The 18,836-nt window shown below is 39.5% G+C and carries 16 protein-coding genes; 9 read left to right on the forward strand and 7 right to left on the reverse strand.

Translation table 11 applies throughout. From position 1 onward, the window contains the following. Window positions 1-46 precede the first annotated feature (46 nt). Both WBW42_RS07965 and WBW42_RS07970 read right to left on the reverse strand, forming a co-directional pair. Window positions 47-385: an FKBP-type peptidyl-prolyl cis-trans isomerase gene (locus WBW42_RS07965; protein ID WP_002117532.1), complete on the reverse strand. Its 339-nt coding sequence runs from the start codon at window positions 383-385 to the stop codon at window positions 47-49. 87 nt (window positions 386-472) lie between these two features. After that, on the reverse strand, window positions 473-1,003 hold the full coding sequence (locus tag WBW42_RS07970; RefSeq protein ID WP_005075397.1) for a YaeQ family protein: 531 nt from the start codon (window positions 1,001-1,003) through the stop codon (window positions 473-475). A gap of 189 nt (window positions 1,004-1,192) precedes the next feature. Between WBW42_RS07970 and dctA the strand changes: the two genes are divergently transcribed. After that, entirely contained in the window at window positions 1,193-2,455 is a 1,263-nt protein-coding gene (dctA, locus tag WBW42_RS07975; RefSeq protein WP_032056875.1) for a C4-dicarboxylate transporter DctA, read from the forward strand. 45 nt (window positions 2,456-2,500) lie between these two features. Here dctA and WBW42_RS07980 read toward each other — a convergent pair whose 3' ends face one another. Continuing rightward, the gene (locus tag WBW42_RS07980) at window positions 2,501-3,499 is read right to left on the reverse strand and encodes a CobW family GTP-binding protein (protein WP_032056876.1); all 999 of its coding nucleotides are present in this window, start codon (window positions 3,497-3,499) and stop codon (window positions 2,501-2,503) included. Window positions 3,500-3,999: 500 nt separating this feature from the next. Between WBW42_RS07980 and WBW42_RS07985 the strand changes: the two genes are divergently transcribed. Then, window positions 4,000-4,200, forward strand: a complete 201-nt coding sequence (locus WBW42_RS07985) for a hypothetical protein (RefSeq protein ID WP_000761577.1) — start codon at window positions 4,000-4,002, stop codon at window positions 4,198-4,200. A gap of 130 nt (window positions 4,201-4,330) precedes the next feature. Here the strand turns inward: WBW42_RS07985 and WBW42_RS07990 are convergent, their stop codons facing one another. The 4 genes from WBW42_RS07990 to WBW42_RS08005 form a co-directional block, all read right to left on the reverse strand. Continuing rightward, the gene (locus WBW42_RS07990; protein ID WP_005070756.1) at window positions 4,331-4,846 is read right to left on the reverse strand and encodes an acyl-CoA thioesterase; all 516 of its coding nucleotides are present in this window, start codon (window positions 4,844-4,846) and stop codon (window positions 4,331-4,333) included. Between the two features lie 251 nt (window positions 4,847-5,097). Beyond that, a complete protein-coding gene (locus tag WBW42_RS07995; protein ID WP_002117499.1) occupies window positions 5,098-5,712 on the reverse strand; it encodes a MarC family protein in 615 nt (204 codons plus the stop codon). 11 nt (window positions 5,713-5,723) lie between these two features. Next, a complete protein-coding gene (locus tag WBW42_RS08000; protein WP_032056877.1) occupies window positions 5,724-7,790 on the reverse strand; it encodes a choline transporter in 2,067 nt (688 codons plus the stop codon). Window positions 7,791-7,910: 120 nt separating this feature from the next. After that, entirely contained in the window at window positions 7,911-9,533 is a 1,623-nt protein-coding gene (locus WBW42_RS08005; protein ID WP_032056878.1) for a BCCT family transporter, read from the reverse strand. Window positions 9,534-9,797: 264 nt separating this feature from the next. Here WBW42_RS08005 and betI point away from each other — a divergent pair, with 264 nt between their 5' ends. The 7 genes from betI to WBW42_RS08040 all read left to right on the forward strand — a co-directional run bounded on the left by betI (window position 9,798) and on the right by WBW42_RS08040 (window position 18,789). Beyond that, window positions 9,798-10,421, forward strand: a complete 624-nt coding sequence (gene betI / locus WBW42_RS08010; protein ID WP_005070763.1) for a transcriptional regulator BetI — start codon at window positions 9,798-9,800, stop codon at window positions 10,419-10,421. Then, window positions 10,414-11,886: a betaine-aldehyde dehydrogenase gene (gene betB / locus WBW42_RS08015; protein WP_032056879.1), complete on the forward strand. Its 1,473-nt coding sequence runs from the start codon at window positions 10,414-10,416 to the stop codon at window positions 11,884-11,886. The genes betI and betB overlap by 8 nt, the downstream gene beginning before the upstream one ends. Window positions 11,887-11,981: 95 nt before the next feature. Then, window positions 11,982-13,640 (forward strand): choline dehydrogenase, encoded by a 1,659-nt coding sequence (gene betA / locus WBW42_RS08020; protein WP_032056880.1) that lies wholly within the window; start codon window positions 11,982-11,984, stop codon window positions 13,638-13,640. Between the two features lie 511 nt (window positions 13,641-14,151). Continuing rightward, window positions 14,152-15,792 carry a malate dehydrogenase (quinone) gene (mqo, locus tag WBW42_RS08025; protein ID WP_032056881.1) on the forward strand — a complete coding sequence of 547 codons (1,641 nt, stop codon included), beginning with the start codon at window positions 14,152-14,154 and terminating at the stop codon, window positions 15,790-15,792. Window positions 15,793-15,883: 91 nt separating this feature from the next. Next, window positions 15,884-16,354, forward strand: coding sequence for a hypothetical protein (locus WBW42_RS08030; protein WP_068938181.1), 471 nt, complete (start codon window positions 15,884-15,886; stop codon window positions 16,352-16,354). A gap of 216 nt (window positions 16,355-16,570) precedes the next feature. Beyond that, window positions 16,571-17,449 (forward strand): homocysteine S-methyltransferase family protein, encoded by an 879-nt coding sequence (locus WBW42_RS08035; RefSeq protein ID WP_032056883.1) that lies wholly within the window; start codon window positions 16,571-16,573, stop codon window positions 17,447-17,449. A gap of 5 nt (window positions 17,450-17,454) precedes the next feature. Then, on the forward strand, window positions 17,455-18,789 hold the full coding sequence (locus tag WBW42_RS08040) for a basic amino acid/polyamine antiporter (RefSeq protein WP_032056884.1): 1,335 nt from the start codon (window positions 17,455-17,457) through the stop codon (window positions 18,787-18,789). The last annotated feature ends 47 nt before the right edge of the window (window positions 18,790-18,836 follow it).

Here is an 18,836-nt window from a genome sequence, read left to right on the forward strand (position 1 = left end):
AAGCTCATATAAACAAGAAAGCCCCCTAAAGGGCTTTAAATTTTCACTAGTCACGAGTTTTGACATCGAATAATTCAATTTCAAAAATTAAATTAGAATTAGCAGGAATAATCTTACCCATTTTACGCTCACCATAAGCTAAATGAGCAGGTACGATTAATTTACGCTTACCGCCAACTTTCATTCCCATAATGCCTTGGTCCCAACCTTTAATTACACGGCCTGTTCCAATCACACATTCAAAATAATTACCGCGATCAATTGAAGAATCAAATTTTGTGCCGTCTTCTAACCAACCTGTATAGTGAGTTGTAATCAAAGCACCTTTAACCGCTTCTTTGCCTTCACCTACTTTTAAATCGATAATTTCTAATTCATTTGACATGGTTTACCCCTTAATCTGAATCTTTAAAATCGCAATTGGTACTTAGTGTACCAACTGAATCTGTAGAATTTGTTGCGCTTTTCTATGTTACTGTAACTGTGTCCACACAACACTTGCCTGGCCCTTTTCACCTAAAAGCGTCCACTCGTTGTCCATGACATTTAATTGAAGCTGCATCGTACGTTCACAAAGTTGTTCAAGCTCTGCTGTACTTTGAGGAGCAATTTGCCACACCTGAACGTTACTTAACGTTTTAATTTTACTGTTTCGTTTCCACCAGTCTTCGACTTGTGTGCCATACACAACAAGCGCAACTGTTTTACAGCGCGCACTGGCTTTTTTGACTTTATCTTCAGACGGTAAGCCAACTTCAATCCATGTTTCTAACTGACCCGTTAAATCTTTTTGCCATAATGCTGGCTCGTCAGTTTCAAAAAGGTCTTTAGTAAACTCAAGCTCATCACTTGCGAAACGGGCAAAAGCCATCAAACGAACCATTAAGCGTTCTAAAGTTTCCGAAGGATGCAAGGCAAGCGTCAGTTGATAATCACCATAAATATGGTCATCCATATTGGCAATATTCAAGTCTGCCTTATAAATTGTTGCTTTAAGCGCCATGATTAATATGTCCAAAAATTTGGCGCTAAGGATACTCGATTTTGGGTAAAAAATTATAAAAAAACTGAACAATGCAAAGCCTCGTCACGTGAAATTTGCATATTCTTCCAAAACGCTCAGCTTATTTTATAGTTGGCCGACTTTTTGCTTGAAAGAGAAATATTCTCCTCTTGCTAAAATTGATGACTTATGTGGCTAAAGCTCAAGCGTAGTTTATTTTTACAGGTTCTTTGTGCTCTGTTTCTTGGGGTTGCAGTTGGAATCGGCTTTCATGATTTCTCCCTATCTTTAAAGCCATTAGGTGATGGTTTTATTTCTTTAATTAAGATGCTTATTGCACCAATTGTGTTTTGTGTGGTTGTACTGGGAATCTATGGTGCAAACGACATTAAAAAAATGGGCAAAGTCGGTGCAAAAACTATTCTCTATTTTGAAGTGGTCACCAGTATTGCCTTAATTTTAGGCATTATTGTGGCCTATGTATTTAAACCGGGCGTCGGTATGAATATCGATATTAGCCATTTAGATGCAAAAGATTTAAGTACCTATACCGAACGTGCCCACGAGATGCATACAGGTTCGGAATTTCTACTCAATATTATTCCGAAAACCTTCACTGCTGCTTTTGCAAACGGCGATATTTTACAGGTTTTATTGATCGCTATTTTATTTGGTGTTTCCCTACTTTTAATTCCAAAACATTTAGCAGAGGTGGTACGTCAAGCGCTTGAAGCTTTTTCAGAAGTCTTCTTTAAAATTATGGGCCTTATTATTCGTTTAGCTCCAATTGGTGTATTCGGTTCAGTGGCCTATACCACTGCTAAATTTGGTTTAGATTCACTCTTACAATTGGGTTATTTGGTTTTACTGTTTTATGCAACCTGCATTTTATTTGTCGTTATTGTTTTAGGTTCGATTTTAAAACTTGCCGGTCTCAACATTTTCAAATTTGTGGGCTATTTTAAAGATGAACTCGCTATTGTTTTAGGTACCGCTTCTTCTGACTCTGTTCTTCCTCAAATTATGAAAAAACTCAAAAATTTGGGAATTAAGGATTCAACTGTCGGTTTGGTTATTCCAACTGGTTATTCATTTAATTTAGATGGCTTTTCAATTTACTTAACTTTAGGCGTGATCTTTATTGCACAGGCCTGCAATATTGATTTATCTATGCATGACTTACTGGCTATTTTGCTGGTTTCGCTCATTACATCTAAAGGTGCACACGGTATTCCCGGCTCGGCTTTAGTTATTCTTGCAGCCACGCTTTCAGTGATACCAAGTCTCCCTGCAATTGGCTTAGTGCTTCTACTTTCAGTGGACTGGTTTATTGGAATTATTCGTGCCTGTACCAACTTAATTGGTAACTGTGTCGCGACCGTAGTGATTGCTCATTGGGAAAAAGATATTGACCATGCGCAAGCTAAAGCTGTGTTAGATAGCAAACCTTAATCCCACTCTTCAGAGAACATTGAATTACTTTTGGTTTAATGTTCTCTATTCTTCAAGCTGACAGGCAAGTAATGCTGTTTCAAAAGCCAACCAATCATGGTGATGTTCGCTAATGATTTCAATACGATTATCAATGCCCTCTTCACCTGACTTATAATTAAACTGATCAGGATTAAAGTTAAAAACCTTCCATCCTTGATCTGTATTAAAAATTCCCTTAATTCGAAGCCAGTCTTGCTGTGCACATAATAAATCTAGCAAAGCATAAAACTCGAATTTCCAGCGTTTAGGCAACTTCCAACCAGCCACAATATAACCTTGTGCCGACTCGACATAATGATAAGGTAATTGCTGAATTTCCTTTGTGACTTCGGTTTCAGTCATTTGCTTTTGAAATTTAAGTAAAGGTTGTATAGATCGCTCGGTTAAACGAGCAGCCACATCAATTTTATTTAAGGCTAACTGACCATGTTCAGTTTTAATCCACTCTTGGTGATAAGGCTGGTATTCGTCTTTTAATAACTCAAGCGCCTGATCATCTTCAAAAGTCATCACATCGGTATGTGACACCACCACAATTTGGGCAGCTTTTAACTGATCTTCATAAAGGTTTTGTTTAACCCAGTTTGTATCATGCAAACGACTACCATCTACCACCGTAATCAACGCTCGCATGGCTAAACTACTTTGCCAATGAGGCTCAGTCAGTTGGTCAAATAATTGAGAAGGATGCCCAAGTCCAGTCGGCTCAATAAAGAGTCGATCTGGCTTTTGTTCACTTAACAGTCGAGCTAAAGCAATATGCATAGGCAATTGACTGCTACAACATAAACAACCGCCTAATAGTTCTTTGACTGCATATCCTTCATCTTGGGGTAAGAGTTGTTGGTCTACTCCAATTTGCCCAAATTCATTCATTAATACAGCCCAAACCTCATCTTTAGGCTTTTGACTTAATAAATGCTGTAATAATGTGGTTTTTCCTGCCCCTAAAAAACCGGAAATAATATGGGTGGGAACAGTTTTTAGGGCTATCAGTTTCACAAGCGGCTCAAATCAACAAGGTTCAAAAAACTAAGAAAGATATATCACTGTTTAAGTAGCATGAAAATGATTTTTCACTTTGAAGATATACTTTTCAATTATCAGGCCAAAATAATTAATATGTGACATACATCTCATTTAAAATCTATATTAACTCTGGATAATTATAATTCAAACGGAATATTCTATTTAGGCGCATTCACAATTCATGCCAGAGTGTTAGGTTTACGTAACACAGTTGATCTTTTTTCATTCGATAAGAAATATTTTTTCACATTTTAAGGTGTATTTAAGCCCTTTTATTTTACAGATTGCTCACATAAATGACCCGTATATTTCATATTGTTAAGATAGCCGTAATAGATTGTTAAGTTAATTGATGTAATACCAAGCTCGGCTTAGCATGTGTCCTAGCTTAGTCATTCAGCCATACAGGTTTCAGGTAGGTATGAATGATTAGGTTTAATTTATTTTTAAATGAAATTTAAGGATGCCATAAAATGAAATTAGCTAAAACTTTACTCGCTACTACACTTGCTTTAACTGCTGCTTCAACTTTCGCTGCTTCTAAGCACGACCAAGCACATAACACTGCTGGTGAAGAAAAAGTTGTTGTTTCAACTCAAGAACAAGCAAACACTGCAAATGCTGCATCTGATGCTGTAGGTTCTGCTTCTGAAGCTGCTCCTGCAACTCGTTAATTCTCTCAGCATTCTCCTCCAAGCTCAGAGATAATTTTACTGAAATGAAAAATGGACGCTGAATTTTGGTAAAGAAGAAAAAGGATCGAACCATGCTGCGGTTCGATCCTTTTTTAATTCGATCTATTTTTTAAGAAGTTTTCTTATACATGCTACAAGATGGATTGTGGTTTTCTTGAAGACGTAAAACCTTACGATGCTCAGCAGCTTCAAAGCGGCAACGCTTCCATTCTGTATTGAGATTTAATTGAGGTACTTCACATGGCTTGCCCTGTTCATCAACAGCAACCATCGTGAAATAACAGCTATTGGTATGGCGCACTGTCCGCTTCTGGATATTTTGCGCTTCAACACGGATTCCGACTTCCATTGAAGTACGACCTACATGGTTCACACTTGCCAAGAAGGTCACCAGCTCACCTACATAAATAGGTTCTTTAAAATTTACTTTATCTACAGATAAAGTCACCACGTAGCCACCCGAATAACGACTTGCGCAAGCATAAGCGACTTGGTCTAGTAGTTTTAGAATCGTACCACCATGAACATTACCTGAAAAATTTGCCATATCAGGCGTCATCAAAACTGACATCGTCAATTCAGACTGATCATCAGTTGCTGTGGTCATTTCATCTAATGTAGGCATAGCTCAACTCTGTCTTAAAACAAGCTCAGTCAACATTATGGTTGATAATTCACAAAAAAAACATGCTTAAATCCACAACATAGCATCGTATTTTTTAATATCTTTGATTGTTTTTTAAAATTTAATTTTTTAAGACACTATTTTTAAAGTTATTTTTTTAAAGCTGTTTTATTTATCTTAGAATTTTTTAGAAGATGCTATGCCATTTTATTCCATGTTCAATGGCATAGCCGGTTCTTATGAGTGACTTGCTAAACTTTATTAATGACGCCTGTCACACCATTAATGATCATATCAATGGCGATCGTACCAATTAATAAAGCAGATAAACGCCCGACAATATCAAAATAGCGGTCAATATGTTTGGCATGTTTATAGCGTAAATGATCATGTGAAAATTTCATCAAAATCAAAATACTGCAAGTTAAAAACAAGGTGAAAGCAATCACTAGGGCTGCTTCACCGATTGACATTTCAATCCCTGTGACTACCGCAGCGCTAATAGTCCCTGGGCCGATCATAAACGGCATGGCAATGGTGCCAGCCAGATGTTCTGGAGCACCACGCATTTCTCCAATGGTGTCGGCACCCTGAAACACATAGCGGTAGCCAATCACCAAAAAGATTAGGCCTCCAAAAATCTGAAAGGCTTCAAAACGTACATTCAGATATTTACTAAAAATTGTTTCGCCGCCCCATGCAAATAGCATGAACACGACAAAAGCAATCAAACTTCCCTGAATCAGTGCTTTGTTAAACACCTTAGCTTCTGAATGGCGGATCAGGCCAATCATATAAATGCTCATTAAAAATGGATTGAGCAATGAGAAAAATAAAGCAAAAGAATGTAGATAAGGAGAAGCCATGCATTTTCCTCTTAAGCTTGTGGATCTGGGAACAATGGACGATTCCCGGGGCTAATACGATTAATATGTAAGAACGTCATATGTCTTTCATATTTATCTAAAATATCGTTAATGACCTGTTCTTTACTGTAACCGACCAGATCGTTATCTTGCGAGCCATCATAAAGATAGGTTTCAAGTCTGAAATAGAACTGTTTGCCACGTTTTACACGCTGACTGAAGTTCGGCGCGCTATAGCGTACAGGCCAGATCTGATAAACAAAGTTTTGCTCTTCTTCCAAATGAATAGTGAGATCTAGATGGAAAAGCGTATCTTCATCTTCAAGCGGGGTTTGCTGCACGTCCACATTCATACCCTGCTTAATCAACTCATCAGCAACAGCCTGAACAGCTGGCAAACACACCGTATCTAGCATGCGCTGTGTTTCAGTGGTTCCCGGATGATGCATGACTCGAGTTAAACGCTGTTTCCAGTTCAGAATATCAACGTTCCCTACCACTGGCGCTGCATTCATACTGAGACTAGCATGCCTGTAATCTTCAAGTCTGAGCGACTTATAAAGCCCTGCCATCACAAGGAACATCACAAAACTAAACGGCAAACCCATAATAATAGTTGCATTTTGCAAGGCAGTAATGCCGTTGGTCATGAGCATGGCTAGCGTGAGTAAACCAATCGTCACTGCCCAAAACACGCTTAACCAACGTGGAGCATCATTATCAATATTAGTGAGTTTAGTCGTGAAGTTACCTAAAACTAGCGCTCCCGAATCGGCAGAAGTCACGTAGAATAAAAGCCCTGTTACAGTGGCAATTGAAGCAATAAAGGTAAAACCTGGATATTGCGCTAACAGGTCATAAAAACCATGAGCCGGATTTGCTAACACAGTCGCTGCTAAAGTTTGATTGCCTTCAAAAATAACGCTGTGCAGTGCACTATTACCAAAAATAGATAACCAAGTGAGTGTAAATAGAAGTGGAATAATTAAGGTACCGCATACAAACTCACGAATGGTACGTCCTCTTGAGATACGTGCCAAAAAGAGTCCTACAAATGGAGACCAAGCAATCCACCACGCCCAGAAGAAGAAAGTCCAACTACTCATCCATTCTTTAGGCTGTTCAAAAGCAAAACTTTGTAATGCTAAAGCAGGGAAACGAGTTAAATAGTCACCAATATTTTGGACAAGGGCATTGAGTAAAAACTCGGTATTTCCCAAGAATAAAATAAACAGCAATAACCCGACCGAAACATAAATATTGATTTCAGATAAAATCCGCAGGCCTTTATTGACCCCGGATGTCACTGAAATAATACTAATACCCACTGCAACAGCAATCAGGATAAATTGCATCCAGATATTTTCTGGTAACCCCAATAACACATGTAAGCCATAATTTAGCTGTACTACTCCAATCCCGCAGGTCGTCGCAATACCAAAAATTGTCCCGATCACGGCAGCTGTATCAACACTATGCCCAATTGCCCCATTAATTCTTTGTCCAAAGATTGGATAAAGTGCAGAACGAATGGTAAGCGGCAAATTATAACGATAGCTAAAATATCCCAATGACATACCAATCAAGGCATACATACACCAGCCAGTTAAACCATAGTGAAACAATGTCCAAACCATACTTTGGCGTGCTGCTTCATAGGTTTGCCCTGCTCCGACCGGAGGTTGCATGTAATGAGATAGTGGTTCAGCGACCGAGAAGAACATGAGGTCGATACCAATACCCGCCGAGAACAGCATGGCAGACCAACTGAGTAAACTAAACTCAGGCTTTGAATGCTTAGGTCCTAATTTGATACTGCCATATCTTGAGCAGGCAATAAAAATCACAAAGGCCATATATAGTGTTGCGGCAAGCAGATAATACCAACCAAAGGTTGAAGTCACCCACTGAAGCACGGCATTCATGACTCGATTTGCAAAATCGTTGAACAAAAACGTGACGAGAGAAAAAATTAAAATAAGTACAGCTGAAAAATAAAAAACCACACGGTTGAGCGGGTCTTTTTTAGATTTAGATAATGTTAAATCATCAACTGCTCTTGGATTATCTGTTGCCATACAATCCTCAAGGAATAAAATAAAAACAAAATATTTAATTTCGTCTTTTCACTCTTATTTAAAACAATGAAAAGACGACTTTAAACGCAAAAAATAATATATAGATGTGATCGATTGAGGTTATAAAACCTCGGTCACTTTATTCTGTCCACAGTTCGATGGGACTGAAATGTCTTTTGAAACAGCTAACTGTTTTTTCACTAATTGAGGGTCAAAATCATCTTGCTTTAACGCTTTGGCTAAACCAAACATATAGAGCAAAATAATGACTGAAAATGGTAAACCACATAACACCACAGCACTTTGCATGGAGTTAAAACTACCGGCTAAAAGCAAGCCAATACTTACAATGGTAATTACCACAGACCAAAAGACGCGTAACCAGATCGGTGAATCACTATCATTGGTGCCCCCTTTTGAGGACAAATTAGCGATCATTAGTGTACCAGAGCCAACTGGTGTCAAAAATAAAACGAAACAAATTACAACAACAATACCGGCAACGTAAGGATTAAACGGCAGATATTCGAGTAATTTAAATAAAGATAATGCTGGATCAGTTAAGACCATATCACCTAATACTTTCTGTTTTTGCTGCAAGATTAAATAAATTGCAGTGTTTCCAAAAACCGAAATCCAAGCCAGTGTAAAGCCGAGTGGAATCAGGCATACACCTAATACTACTTCACGAATGGTACGTCCTTTTGAAATGCGGGCAATAAACATACCGACAAAAGGCGCCCAAGCAATCCACCAAGCCCAATAAAATACAGTCCACGAACCCAACCAGCCACTGGCTTTTTGATTGTATAAATACATATCAAAACTTTTACCAATAAAATTATTGAGGTAATCGCCTGTATTTTGCACAAGACCATTTAATAAATGGTTGGTCGGACCTGTTAAAAATACAAATAAAAGTAAGGCATACAGCAGACGTAAATTAATACGCGACAACCATGCCAAGCCTTTTTCAATACCCACCACTGTCGTAATCGTCGCAACGAACATCATGATGAGCACGGCAGTAATTAAGGTCGCAGAGTTATCTGGAATTTGCGGCAGTAAATAACAAATGCCCGATACGAGTACTAATGCTCCAATTCCCAAGTTGGTGACTAAGGAAATAACTGTCGCTAAAATTCCAAAGCCATCGACAAAATCACCCACCAAGCCATGCACTCGCTCTCCAAAAATTGGGTAAAGCGCTGAACGCAGTGCTAATGGCAAGTTTTGTCTGAAAGCAAAATAACCTAAAGTAACTCCGAGCAATGCATAGAGCACCCAGCCATGAATCCCCCAATGCAAAAAGCTATAAGTCATCGCATTACGGGCTGCCTGAATCGTTCCTGCCTCACCTTCTGGCGGTCTTAAAAAATGGTCAACAGGTTCGGCCACACCATAATAAAGTAGCGCAATACCAATCCCTGCCGAAAACAGCATTGAAGTCCAAGCTAAATAACTAAACTCTGGTTTGTCGTCATCTTTTCCTAAAGGAATCTGCCCTACTTTTGAAAAAGCGAGCCAACCAACAAAACCCAGACACAGCACAATAACCAGCATGTAATACCACCCAAAAAAGTGATTTACTTGCTCTTGTACATAGGTCAGCCAAAACTGACTTTTTTCTGGAAACAGCACAAAAAGTAGGCCAAAAATACCGATACTGATTGCTGAACTCCAAAATACGAAACGATTTAACCGAATATGGTCTGAAGAATATCCATCACTTTTCAACACCATCTTATTGCTCCTTGCAATCGGTGTATTTTTCTCAAAATAACGTGATAAGTAATGTACTTATGCGCATCATCCTATCCTTAAGAACCTTTGATTTCACCTCTTTATTTTTAGAAGCTTGTTCAAAAATTCATTGATTTTTACATATCATACTTGTTATTGATTGAACGTTCAATCAATAACAAGTATGATAAAAAAGTGCTATGATGCTCTGCAAGTTAACATGTTGAATTTTAAGCACCACTAAAAGTGCTGATGTGGACAACCATGACAAAACGCAGAGTAAAACCAGAACATGTGCGACGTGAAGAAATCATGAACGCTGCACTCGACGTAATTTATGAAGTGGGGTTATCTAATACCACCATTGCACAAATTGCAAAAAAAGCCGAGCTGTCGACCGGCATTGTTAGCCATTATTTTGGCGACAAACAAGGGTTGATAAATACCTGTATGCAAGAAATGTTAAATGTTCTGCGTCGTAAAACCGAACAGTACAGAGCAGAAGCAGATTCGCATCCAGAGAGCCAGATTAAGGCCATTATCGACTCTAACTTTGACATTAGTCAGGTCAATGAAAAAGCAATGCGGGTCTGGTTGGACTTTTGGTCAGCAAGTATGCATGTACCAGACTTAAGCCGCTTACAAAAGATTAATGATCAACGCCTGTACTCCAACTTGAAATTTTATTTTCTTAAGTTAATGGATGAACAACAGGCCAGTGTTGCCGCTAGAGGTTTGGCAGCATTGATTGATGGATTATGGTTACGAGGCAGTTTAAGCCGTCATAACGAATTTGACAGCAACCTTGCTCGTTCCATTGCTTACGATTATGTACAAACGCAATTGCAATTTGCGAACAAGCCTTTGCAGGAGAGACAAAATGAGTGATGCACAAGTTCATCAACTGTATATCCACGGACGCTACGTTAACGCAACCAGTGGAAAAACATTTAATAGTATTAACCCTGCCAACGGCGAGACAATCGCGACTCTTCAACAAGCTTCTGAACAAGATATTGAAGCTGCTGTACAAAGTGCCCAACAAGGACAAAAAATCTGGGCTGCCATGACTGCCATGGAGCGTTCTCGTATTTTACGTCGTGCTGTCGACATTCTTCGTGAACGTAATGATGAGCTTGCCCGTCTTGAAACACTCGACACAGGTAAAGCTTTTAGCGAAACATCTACAGTCGATATTGTGACTGGCGCAGATGTACTCGAATACTACGCAGGACTTGCAACAGCTATTCAAGGCGAACAAGTTCCACTTCGCGAATCAAGTTTCTTTTATACACGCCGTGAACCGTTAGGTGTAGTTGCTGGTATTGGTGCTTGGAACTATCCAATTCAAATTGCTTTATGGAAATCTGCCCCTGCCCTTGCTGCGGGTAATGCCATGATTTTCAAACCAAGTGAAACCACTCCACTCACTGCATTTAAACTTGCAGAAATCTATACAGAAGCAGGCGTTCCAGACGGCGTATTTAACGTGGTGCAAGGTGCTGGCCGTGAAATCGGTCAGTGGCTCACTGAACATCCTGTGATTGAAAAAATCTCATTTACTGGTGGTGTGGAAACTGGCAAAAAAGTTATGGCAAGCGCTGCTGGCTCTACGCTAAAAGAAGTGACTATGGAACTTGGTGGTAAATCTCCACTCATTATTTGTGAAGATGCCGACCTTAATCGTGCCGCAGATATTGCAGTCATGGCGAACTTCTTTAGCTCAGGTCAGGTATGTACCAACGGTACACGCGTATTTGTTCCAAAATCACTTTTAGCCGACTTTGAAAAAGCCGTTGTAGAGCGTGTAAAACGTATTCGCATTGGCGACCCAATGGCTGAAGACACCAACTTCGGTCCACTCACTAGCTTCCCTCACATGGAAAAAGTTTTGTCTTTCATTGAGTCAGGCAAACAACAAGGCGCTAAAGTGTTAATTGGCGGTGGCCGCGCAACAGAAGGCGGACTTGCCAAAGGCGCTTATGTACTACCGACAGTATTTAGCGACTGCACTGACCAGATGGCTATTGTTCAAGAAGAAATTTTTGGACCGGTTATGAGCATTTTAAGCTATGAAACCGAAGAAGAAGTCATCCGTCGTGCTAACGACACCACCTTTGGTTTAGCTGCTGGCGTTGTTACTCAAGACATCAGCCGTGCTCATCGCATTATTCACCAAATTGAAGCTGGTATTTGCTGGATTAACACTTGGGGCGAATCGCCTGCCGAGATGCCAGTCGGTGGCTATAAACAATCTGGTGTAGGCCGCGAAAATGGCTTAACTACGCTTGGGCACTATACTCGTATCAAATCTATTCAAGTTGAACTTGGCGATTATCAAAGCATTTTTTAATGCCTCCATCGCTTTAAACACTTCAACCTAAATCACATATGCCGAGCAGTCTTTATAGATTGCTCAGGCAAACTGTTAGTAAAAAAAGGATAATTATGAATATTAAAGAATATGATTACATTATTATTGGCGCAGGATCTGCCGGAAATGTACTCGCTGCGCGTCTTACTGAAGACAAAGATACCACTGTTTTACTCTTAGAAGCGGGTGGACCAGATTATCGCTTGGATTTCCGTACACAAATGCCGGCAGCTTTGGCCTACCCTCTTCAAGGCCGTCGCTATAACTGGGCTTACTTAACCGACCCTGAGCCACACATGAATAACCGTCGTATGGAATGTGGTCGTGGTAAAGGTTTAGGTGGTTCATCTTTAATTAACGGCATGTGCTATATCCGCGGTAACGCAATGGATTTAGAGCAATGGTCAACTCATAAAGGCCTTGAAAACTGGTCTTATGCTGACTGTTTACCTTACTATAAAAAAGCCGAAACTCGTGATATTGGTGGCAACGACTATCATGGTGATAGCGGTCCAGTATCCGTTGCTACACCTAAAAATGGCAACAATGTACTGTTCCATGCCATGGTTGAAGCAGGTGTACAGGCAGGTTACCCGCGTACTGATGACTTAAACGGTTACCAACAAGAAGGCTTTGGTCCAATGGACCGTACGGTAACCCCTAAAGGTCGTCGCTCAAGCACTGCACGCGGTTATTTAGATATGGCAAAAGGTCGTCCAAACCTCACTATCTTGACCCATGCTACAACCAATAAAATCTTGTTTAATCAAAAGCAAGCGATTGGTGTTGAATACATTATTGGTGCTGACCAAAACAACTTACAACGAGCCTTGGTTAAACGCGAAGTATTACTTTGCGCAGGTGCAATTGCGTCACCACAAATTTTACAGCGCTCGGGTGTGGGTCGAAGTACCTTCTTAAAATCAATGGACATTGATGTGGTTCATGATTTGCCGGGTGTAGGTGAAAACCTGCAAGACCATCTAGAAATGTACTTACAATATAAATGTAAGCAACCTGTTTCTTTATACCCTGCCTTGAAATGGTATAACCAACCTGCAATTGGTGCCGAGTGGTTATTTAACGGTACAGGCATTGGTGCAAGTAACCAGTTTGAAGCAGGCGGATTTATCCGTAGTTCGGATGAGTTTACGTGGCCAAACATCCAATACCATTTCTTGCCGGTTGCCATTAACTACAACGGTAGTAATGCAGTGAAAGAACATGGTTTCCAAGCTCACGTCGGTTCAATGCGTTCGCCTTCACGTGGTCGAATCAAGCTTAAATCAAAAGATCCGTTTGAGCATCCAAGTATCTTGTTTAACTACATGTCGACCGAACAAGACTGGCGTGAGTTCCGTGATGCAATCCGAATCACTCGTGAAATCATGCAGCAACCCGCACTTGATCCATATCGTGGTGAAGAAATTAGTCCGGGCAAACATTTGCAAACCGATGCAGAGCTTGACGACTTTGTTCGTAACCATGCAGAAACAGCTTACCATCCGTCTTGTAGCTGTAAGATGGGTGAAGATGAAATGGCTGTTGTAGATGGTCAAGGTCGTGTACACGGTATGAAGGGTTTACGTGTTGTCGATGCCTCAATTATGCCGCTAATTATTACCGGTAACTTAAATGCAACCACCATTATGATTGCCGAGAAAATTGCAGACCAAATTCGTGGACGTGAAGCGTTACCACGTTCAACTGCACCATTCTATGTAGCATCATAAAATCTGAAAGGGTATATTTCTTATGCAGAGATATGCCCTTAATTTAATCTTTATAGAACCAATATTAATAAGAACGATGTATGACAGAAAATAAGCACTTACGAACAGCTTATTTACATAAATAGGGTAAGAAATAAAAATTAATCAATTTTTATAGGAAAATATTCTTCAAATGATTTAACTTTAATCAAATTAAAATTATTAATTTAATTTCAAATATTTAAATAAAAATAATTAGCTTAAATTATCTTTTCAAAGCTCAATTTGATTAAATATAAATCATATTTATGATTTTGATGAACCCCATTTATTATAAAAATTGTCTTGTCAATGCAAAATTAGTCTAAAATATAGAGTGTTTGCGATAATCCCAAGTAATTTTTTATTTTTTTCGAAGTTCTCAAATTTTGAGAATTTACTTTCGCATTTATATCCGTTTTGTCTGGATACGCTGTCTAGGTTTCCTCACACCTTAAGTGACTCAAATAACTTATTTTAAGGTCCCCCTTACATGAAAAAGTTTTTGAAATACCTTCTGGTATTAATCATTCTTATTCTAATTGCAGGTATTGCATTCTTGTTTAGACCAACAACGTCAAAACAAGTTGAAACTGCAAAAGATGAGCCAGTTGTTGATGCTGTTCTTGTTGGCGGCGGCATCATGAGTGCTACTCTTGGTACTTATTTTACTGAGCTTGAACCAAACTGGCAAATTCGTATGTTTGAGCGTCTTGACCAAGTTGCTCAAGAAAGTTCAAACGGCTTTAACAATGCCGGAACAGGCCACTCTGGCTTTATGGAAATGAACTATACCGAAGAGAAAAACGGTAAGATGGAAATTGCCAAAGCTGAAAAAGTTGCTTCTCAATTTGAAGTTGCTAAACAGTTCTGGTCATATCAGGTAAAACAAGGCGTTTTAGCTGAACCGAAATCATTCATTAATCCAGTTCCGCATATTGCTTTTGTTTGGGGCGATAACGTTCAGTTCTTAGAAAAACGTTATGCTGCCATGATTCAAAGCCCGTTGTTCAAAGGTATGAAATTTACTGAAGACCCTGCTGTTATTAAACAATGGGCACCTTTAGTCATGAATGACCGTGACCCTAGTCAAAAAGTTGCCGCGACCCGTATGGATGTTGGCTCTGACGTAAACTATGGTTCAATCACTAAACAATTAGTGGGTCATTTAAATCAAAACCCGAATTTCAAATTACAGACATCAACTGAAGTGACTGGCATCAGCCAAAATGATGACAAAACTTGGACTGTGTCTTTCAAAAATTTGAAAACTGGTAAAGTAGATCACGTTAAAACACGTTTTGTATTTATCGGTGCAGGTGGTGCAGCAGTTAAATTATTGCAACTTACTGGTTTACCAGAAGCTAAACAATATGCTGGCTTCCCTGTTGGTGGTGAGTTCTTAATTACTGACAACCCAAAAATTACTGCTGAACACACAGCGAAAGTATATGGCCGTGCTGAACTTGGTGCGCCTCCAATGTCTGTACCACATATTGATACACGTTATATCGACGGTAAAAAATATGTATTGTTTGGCCCATTTGCAACGTATTCAAACAAGTTCCTGAAAAATGGTTCTCAGCTTGATTTACTTGCATCTACCAACAAAAACAACGTTTTACCAATGACGACTGTTGGCTTGGAAAACCTTGATCTTGTTAAATACTTGGTTAGCCAAGTCATGATGTCAGATGAAGACCGTCTCAATGAACTTCGTAAATACTACCCAGATGCGAAAGCTGAAGACTGGCGTTTAAGCCAAGGTGGTCAACGTGTTCAGATCATCAAAAAAGAACCAGGTAAACCTGCAACACTTCAATTCGGTACAGAAATCTTTGCGTCTAAAGATGGTGCTGTAACTGCATTGTTAGGTGCATCTCCTGGTGCTTCGACTTCTCCATACATTATGCTTAACTTGCTTGAAAAAGCTTTCCCTGAGCAAACTGAAGGTAAGTGGAACCAGAAGCTTCATGAAATTGTAGTGTCTTATAAACAAGACTTAAGCAAAGACCCTGTGCTACTCGACAAAGTTCGCCAGTACACAAGTTCTACACTTGGCTTGAACTATACATCTCCGTTCAAAGCTGCAAACGATGAAACTGCTGCTGCCCCAGTTGCAAAAGCAAATTAAGTTTGACGATGTATAAATAAAATTCCAAAAGGATGAATTTCGATTCGTCCTTTTGTTTTTTAAGACCTCAGCTGAGATATTTAGATTCGCTATGACGCCTTTAAAATCATCACCTCGCCTTTTGTCATCTGGTTTTAAGCTCTTGCTTGTTTTGCTGCTGGCTTATCTTTTGGTAAGCGGTTTTTATATATGGATGATTGGCGGTACAGCGCTTTATGTCAGCTCAGCCCTGTTACTTACCATAACGGCTTATGCATTTAAGCTCGGTAAATATCAAAAACTATGTGCTGTTTTAAATGTGCTGATGAGTGCAGTGGCGTTATATTTCAGCACTGCTCATTTATTTTTCTCCTCTATTCAGTTCTTTATATTTTTACCCGCTCTATTTTTTGTACTGTTAGCTTTTGCTCGCCTAGATAAAGTTCGTCGCTTATCTAAAGCTCTAATATTAATCAGTTTATTGAGTTGGTCAGGCATACACTTTATGCAGCTTGAACAGCTTAAAGCGTATTATAAAACGCAGCATACTGGTGAAAGTTGGCAACAATATGGCGCGTTATAAGATTATTTTTTAGTCTATATTTTCAAATAAATACGTAATCTTTTTCACATGAAGTTCATCAGTAAAACTGAACATGATCTACAGAATTCCTTTTAAGAAAAAATATTCATAACAATCTAATTTATTTAGAAATATATCGAGCATATTCGCGATTGAACACAATCCATCTACACGCTAGATTAGCTGAATTATTTTTCTCCCTTTACGTTGTAATTTATGAAAATTTTAGATGGCGGTTTAGGCCGTGAATTGGCCCGTCGTGGCGCTCCGTTTCGTCAACCAGAGTGGTCTGCGCTTGCACTCATTGAAGCACCAGAAACAGTAAAAGAAGTACATCTCGATTTTATTAATGCTGGCTCAGAAGTCATTACGACTAACAACTACGCTGTTGTGCCTTTTCATATTGGACAAGAACGCTTTGAAACTGACGGCGTGCGTTTAATTAAAGTTGCTATTGAACAAGCAAAAAATGCAGTTAAAGAAAGCGGCAAAAATGTCAAAATCGCGGGCTGCTTACCACCGTTATTTGGCTCTTACCGTGCAGACCTGTTTCAACCTGAACAAGCTAAAAACCTTGCAGAACCCATCATTAATACCTTGGCACCGGAAGTAGATTTTTGGTTAGCAGAAACCCAATCATGCTTAAAAGAAGTCGAAACAGTCCATGCGTTATTACCACAAGATGGTAAAGACTATTGGGTGTCATTTACGCTGCAAGATGAGATTAAACAAGAACAAGCATTACTTCGTTCAGGCGAAAATATGCAACAAGTGGCTAATTTCATCAAACAATCAAATGCCAAAGCAGTATTGTTTAACTGCTGCCAACCTGAAGTGATCTTGCAAGCAATTAATGAAATTAAAGGACTTATTCCTGAGTCTGTACAAATTGGTGCTTATGCCAATGCTTTCCCACCACAAGATGAAAGCGCTACTGCCAACGATGGTCTCGATGAAATTCGTAAAGACTTAGATGCTCCAGCTTATCTTGGTTTTGCTAAACAATGGCAGCAAGCAGGTGCAAGTTTAGTGGGCGGTTGTTGTGGTATCGGACCAGAACACATTGCTGAACTTTCTCAATTTTTTAAAGAATAAATACCATGTCTGCTGCCAAAATCGGATTATTGTCTCTTACAGCGCTGGTCTTTAGTTCTATGGTGGGGTCAGGCGTATTTAGTCTTCCCCAAAATATGGCTCAAGTCGCTAACGGCTCTGCCCTTCTAGTCGCATGGCTCATTACTGGGGTCGGTATTATTTTCTTGGCCCTCTCGTTGTTGCATTTAACGCGTCAACGACCAGACCTTGACGGCGGTATTTATAACTATGCGCGAGAAGGCTTTGGGGACTTGATCGGGTTTTGCTCAGCGTGGGGCTATTGGTTATGTACTACCATTGGTATTGTCGGTTATGTGGTGATTGCCTTTTCAGGCGTCGGCATGTTTACCGACAGCAAAGACCATATTATTTTTGGTGAAGGTAATACGCTCTATTCACTGATTGGCTCAAGCATTTTTGTGTGGCTGGTGCACTGGTTAGTAAGTCGAGGTATTAAAGAAGCTGCGATTGTGAATTTACTGGCAACTATTGCCAAAATTATTCCAATGGTGGTTTTCATCTTCTTTACCTTCATTGCCTTTAAGTTTGATTTGTTCAAACTCAACTTACATGACTTTTCTTTGCAAGTTCCACTTTGGCAGCAAGTGAAAGACCTGATGTTGATTACCCTTTGGGTATTTACCGGTATTGAAGGTGCTGTAGTTTTATCATCGCGTGCAAAAAAACGTCATGATATTGGTAAAGCAACTATTTTAGGTGTTTTGCTGGCATTAAGTTTTTACGTGATGGTGACAGTATTGGCTTATGGTGTGGCGAGTCGTGAAGCGCTTGCAGGCATGCATAACCCATCAATGGCGACCATTTTGCAGCAATTGATCGGCTTGCCGGGTACCATCATTATTACCATTGGACTCATTATTTCTGTTGCATCCTCTTATTTAAGTTGGACTTTATTTGCCACTGAAATTCCATTTTTGGCTGCAAAAAATGGTGCTTTCCCGAAATTATTTTTAAAGAATAATCAAAATAATGTACCAATCTCATCACTTTGGCTGACCACTATTGTAGTGCAAGGTTCTCTGATTGCCGTGTATTTTTTCAATAAAAATTACACTCAGCTTTTACTGATTTCATCGGTGATGATTTTGCTGCCTTATTTTCTGGTATCGGCGTTTTATCTTAAAGAATCTATTCGCCACAAACGCACGCCGCATATCGCCATTGCAAGTGTCGCTTCAATCTATGCACTTTGGTTGCTCTATGCAGCGGGTTTAGACTTACTGCTGTTGTCTGGTGTGTTGTATTTGGTTGGCTTGGTTATTTTTTCAATCAGCTACTTTGAGCATAAAAAATCGCTCAAACAAAACCAGCTTAATTAATCATTTCAACCACTGTTGAGCCATTTCAGCAGTGGTTTTCTAAAAAC

The organism is Acinetobacter sp. LT1, from assembly GCF_059800965.1.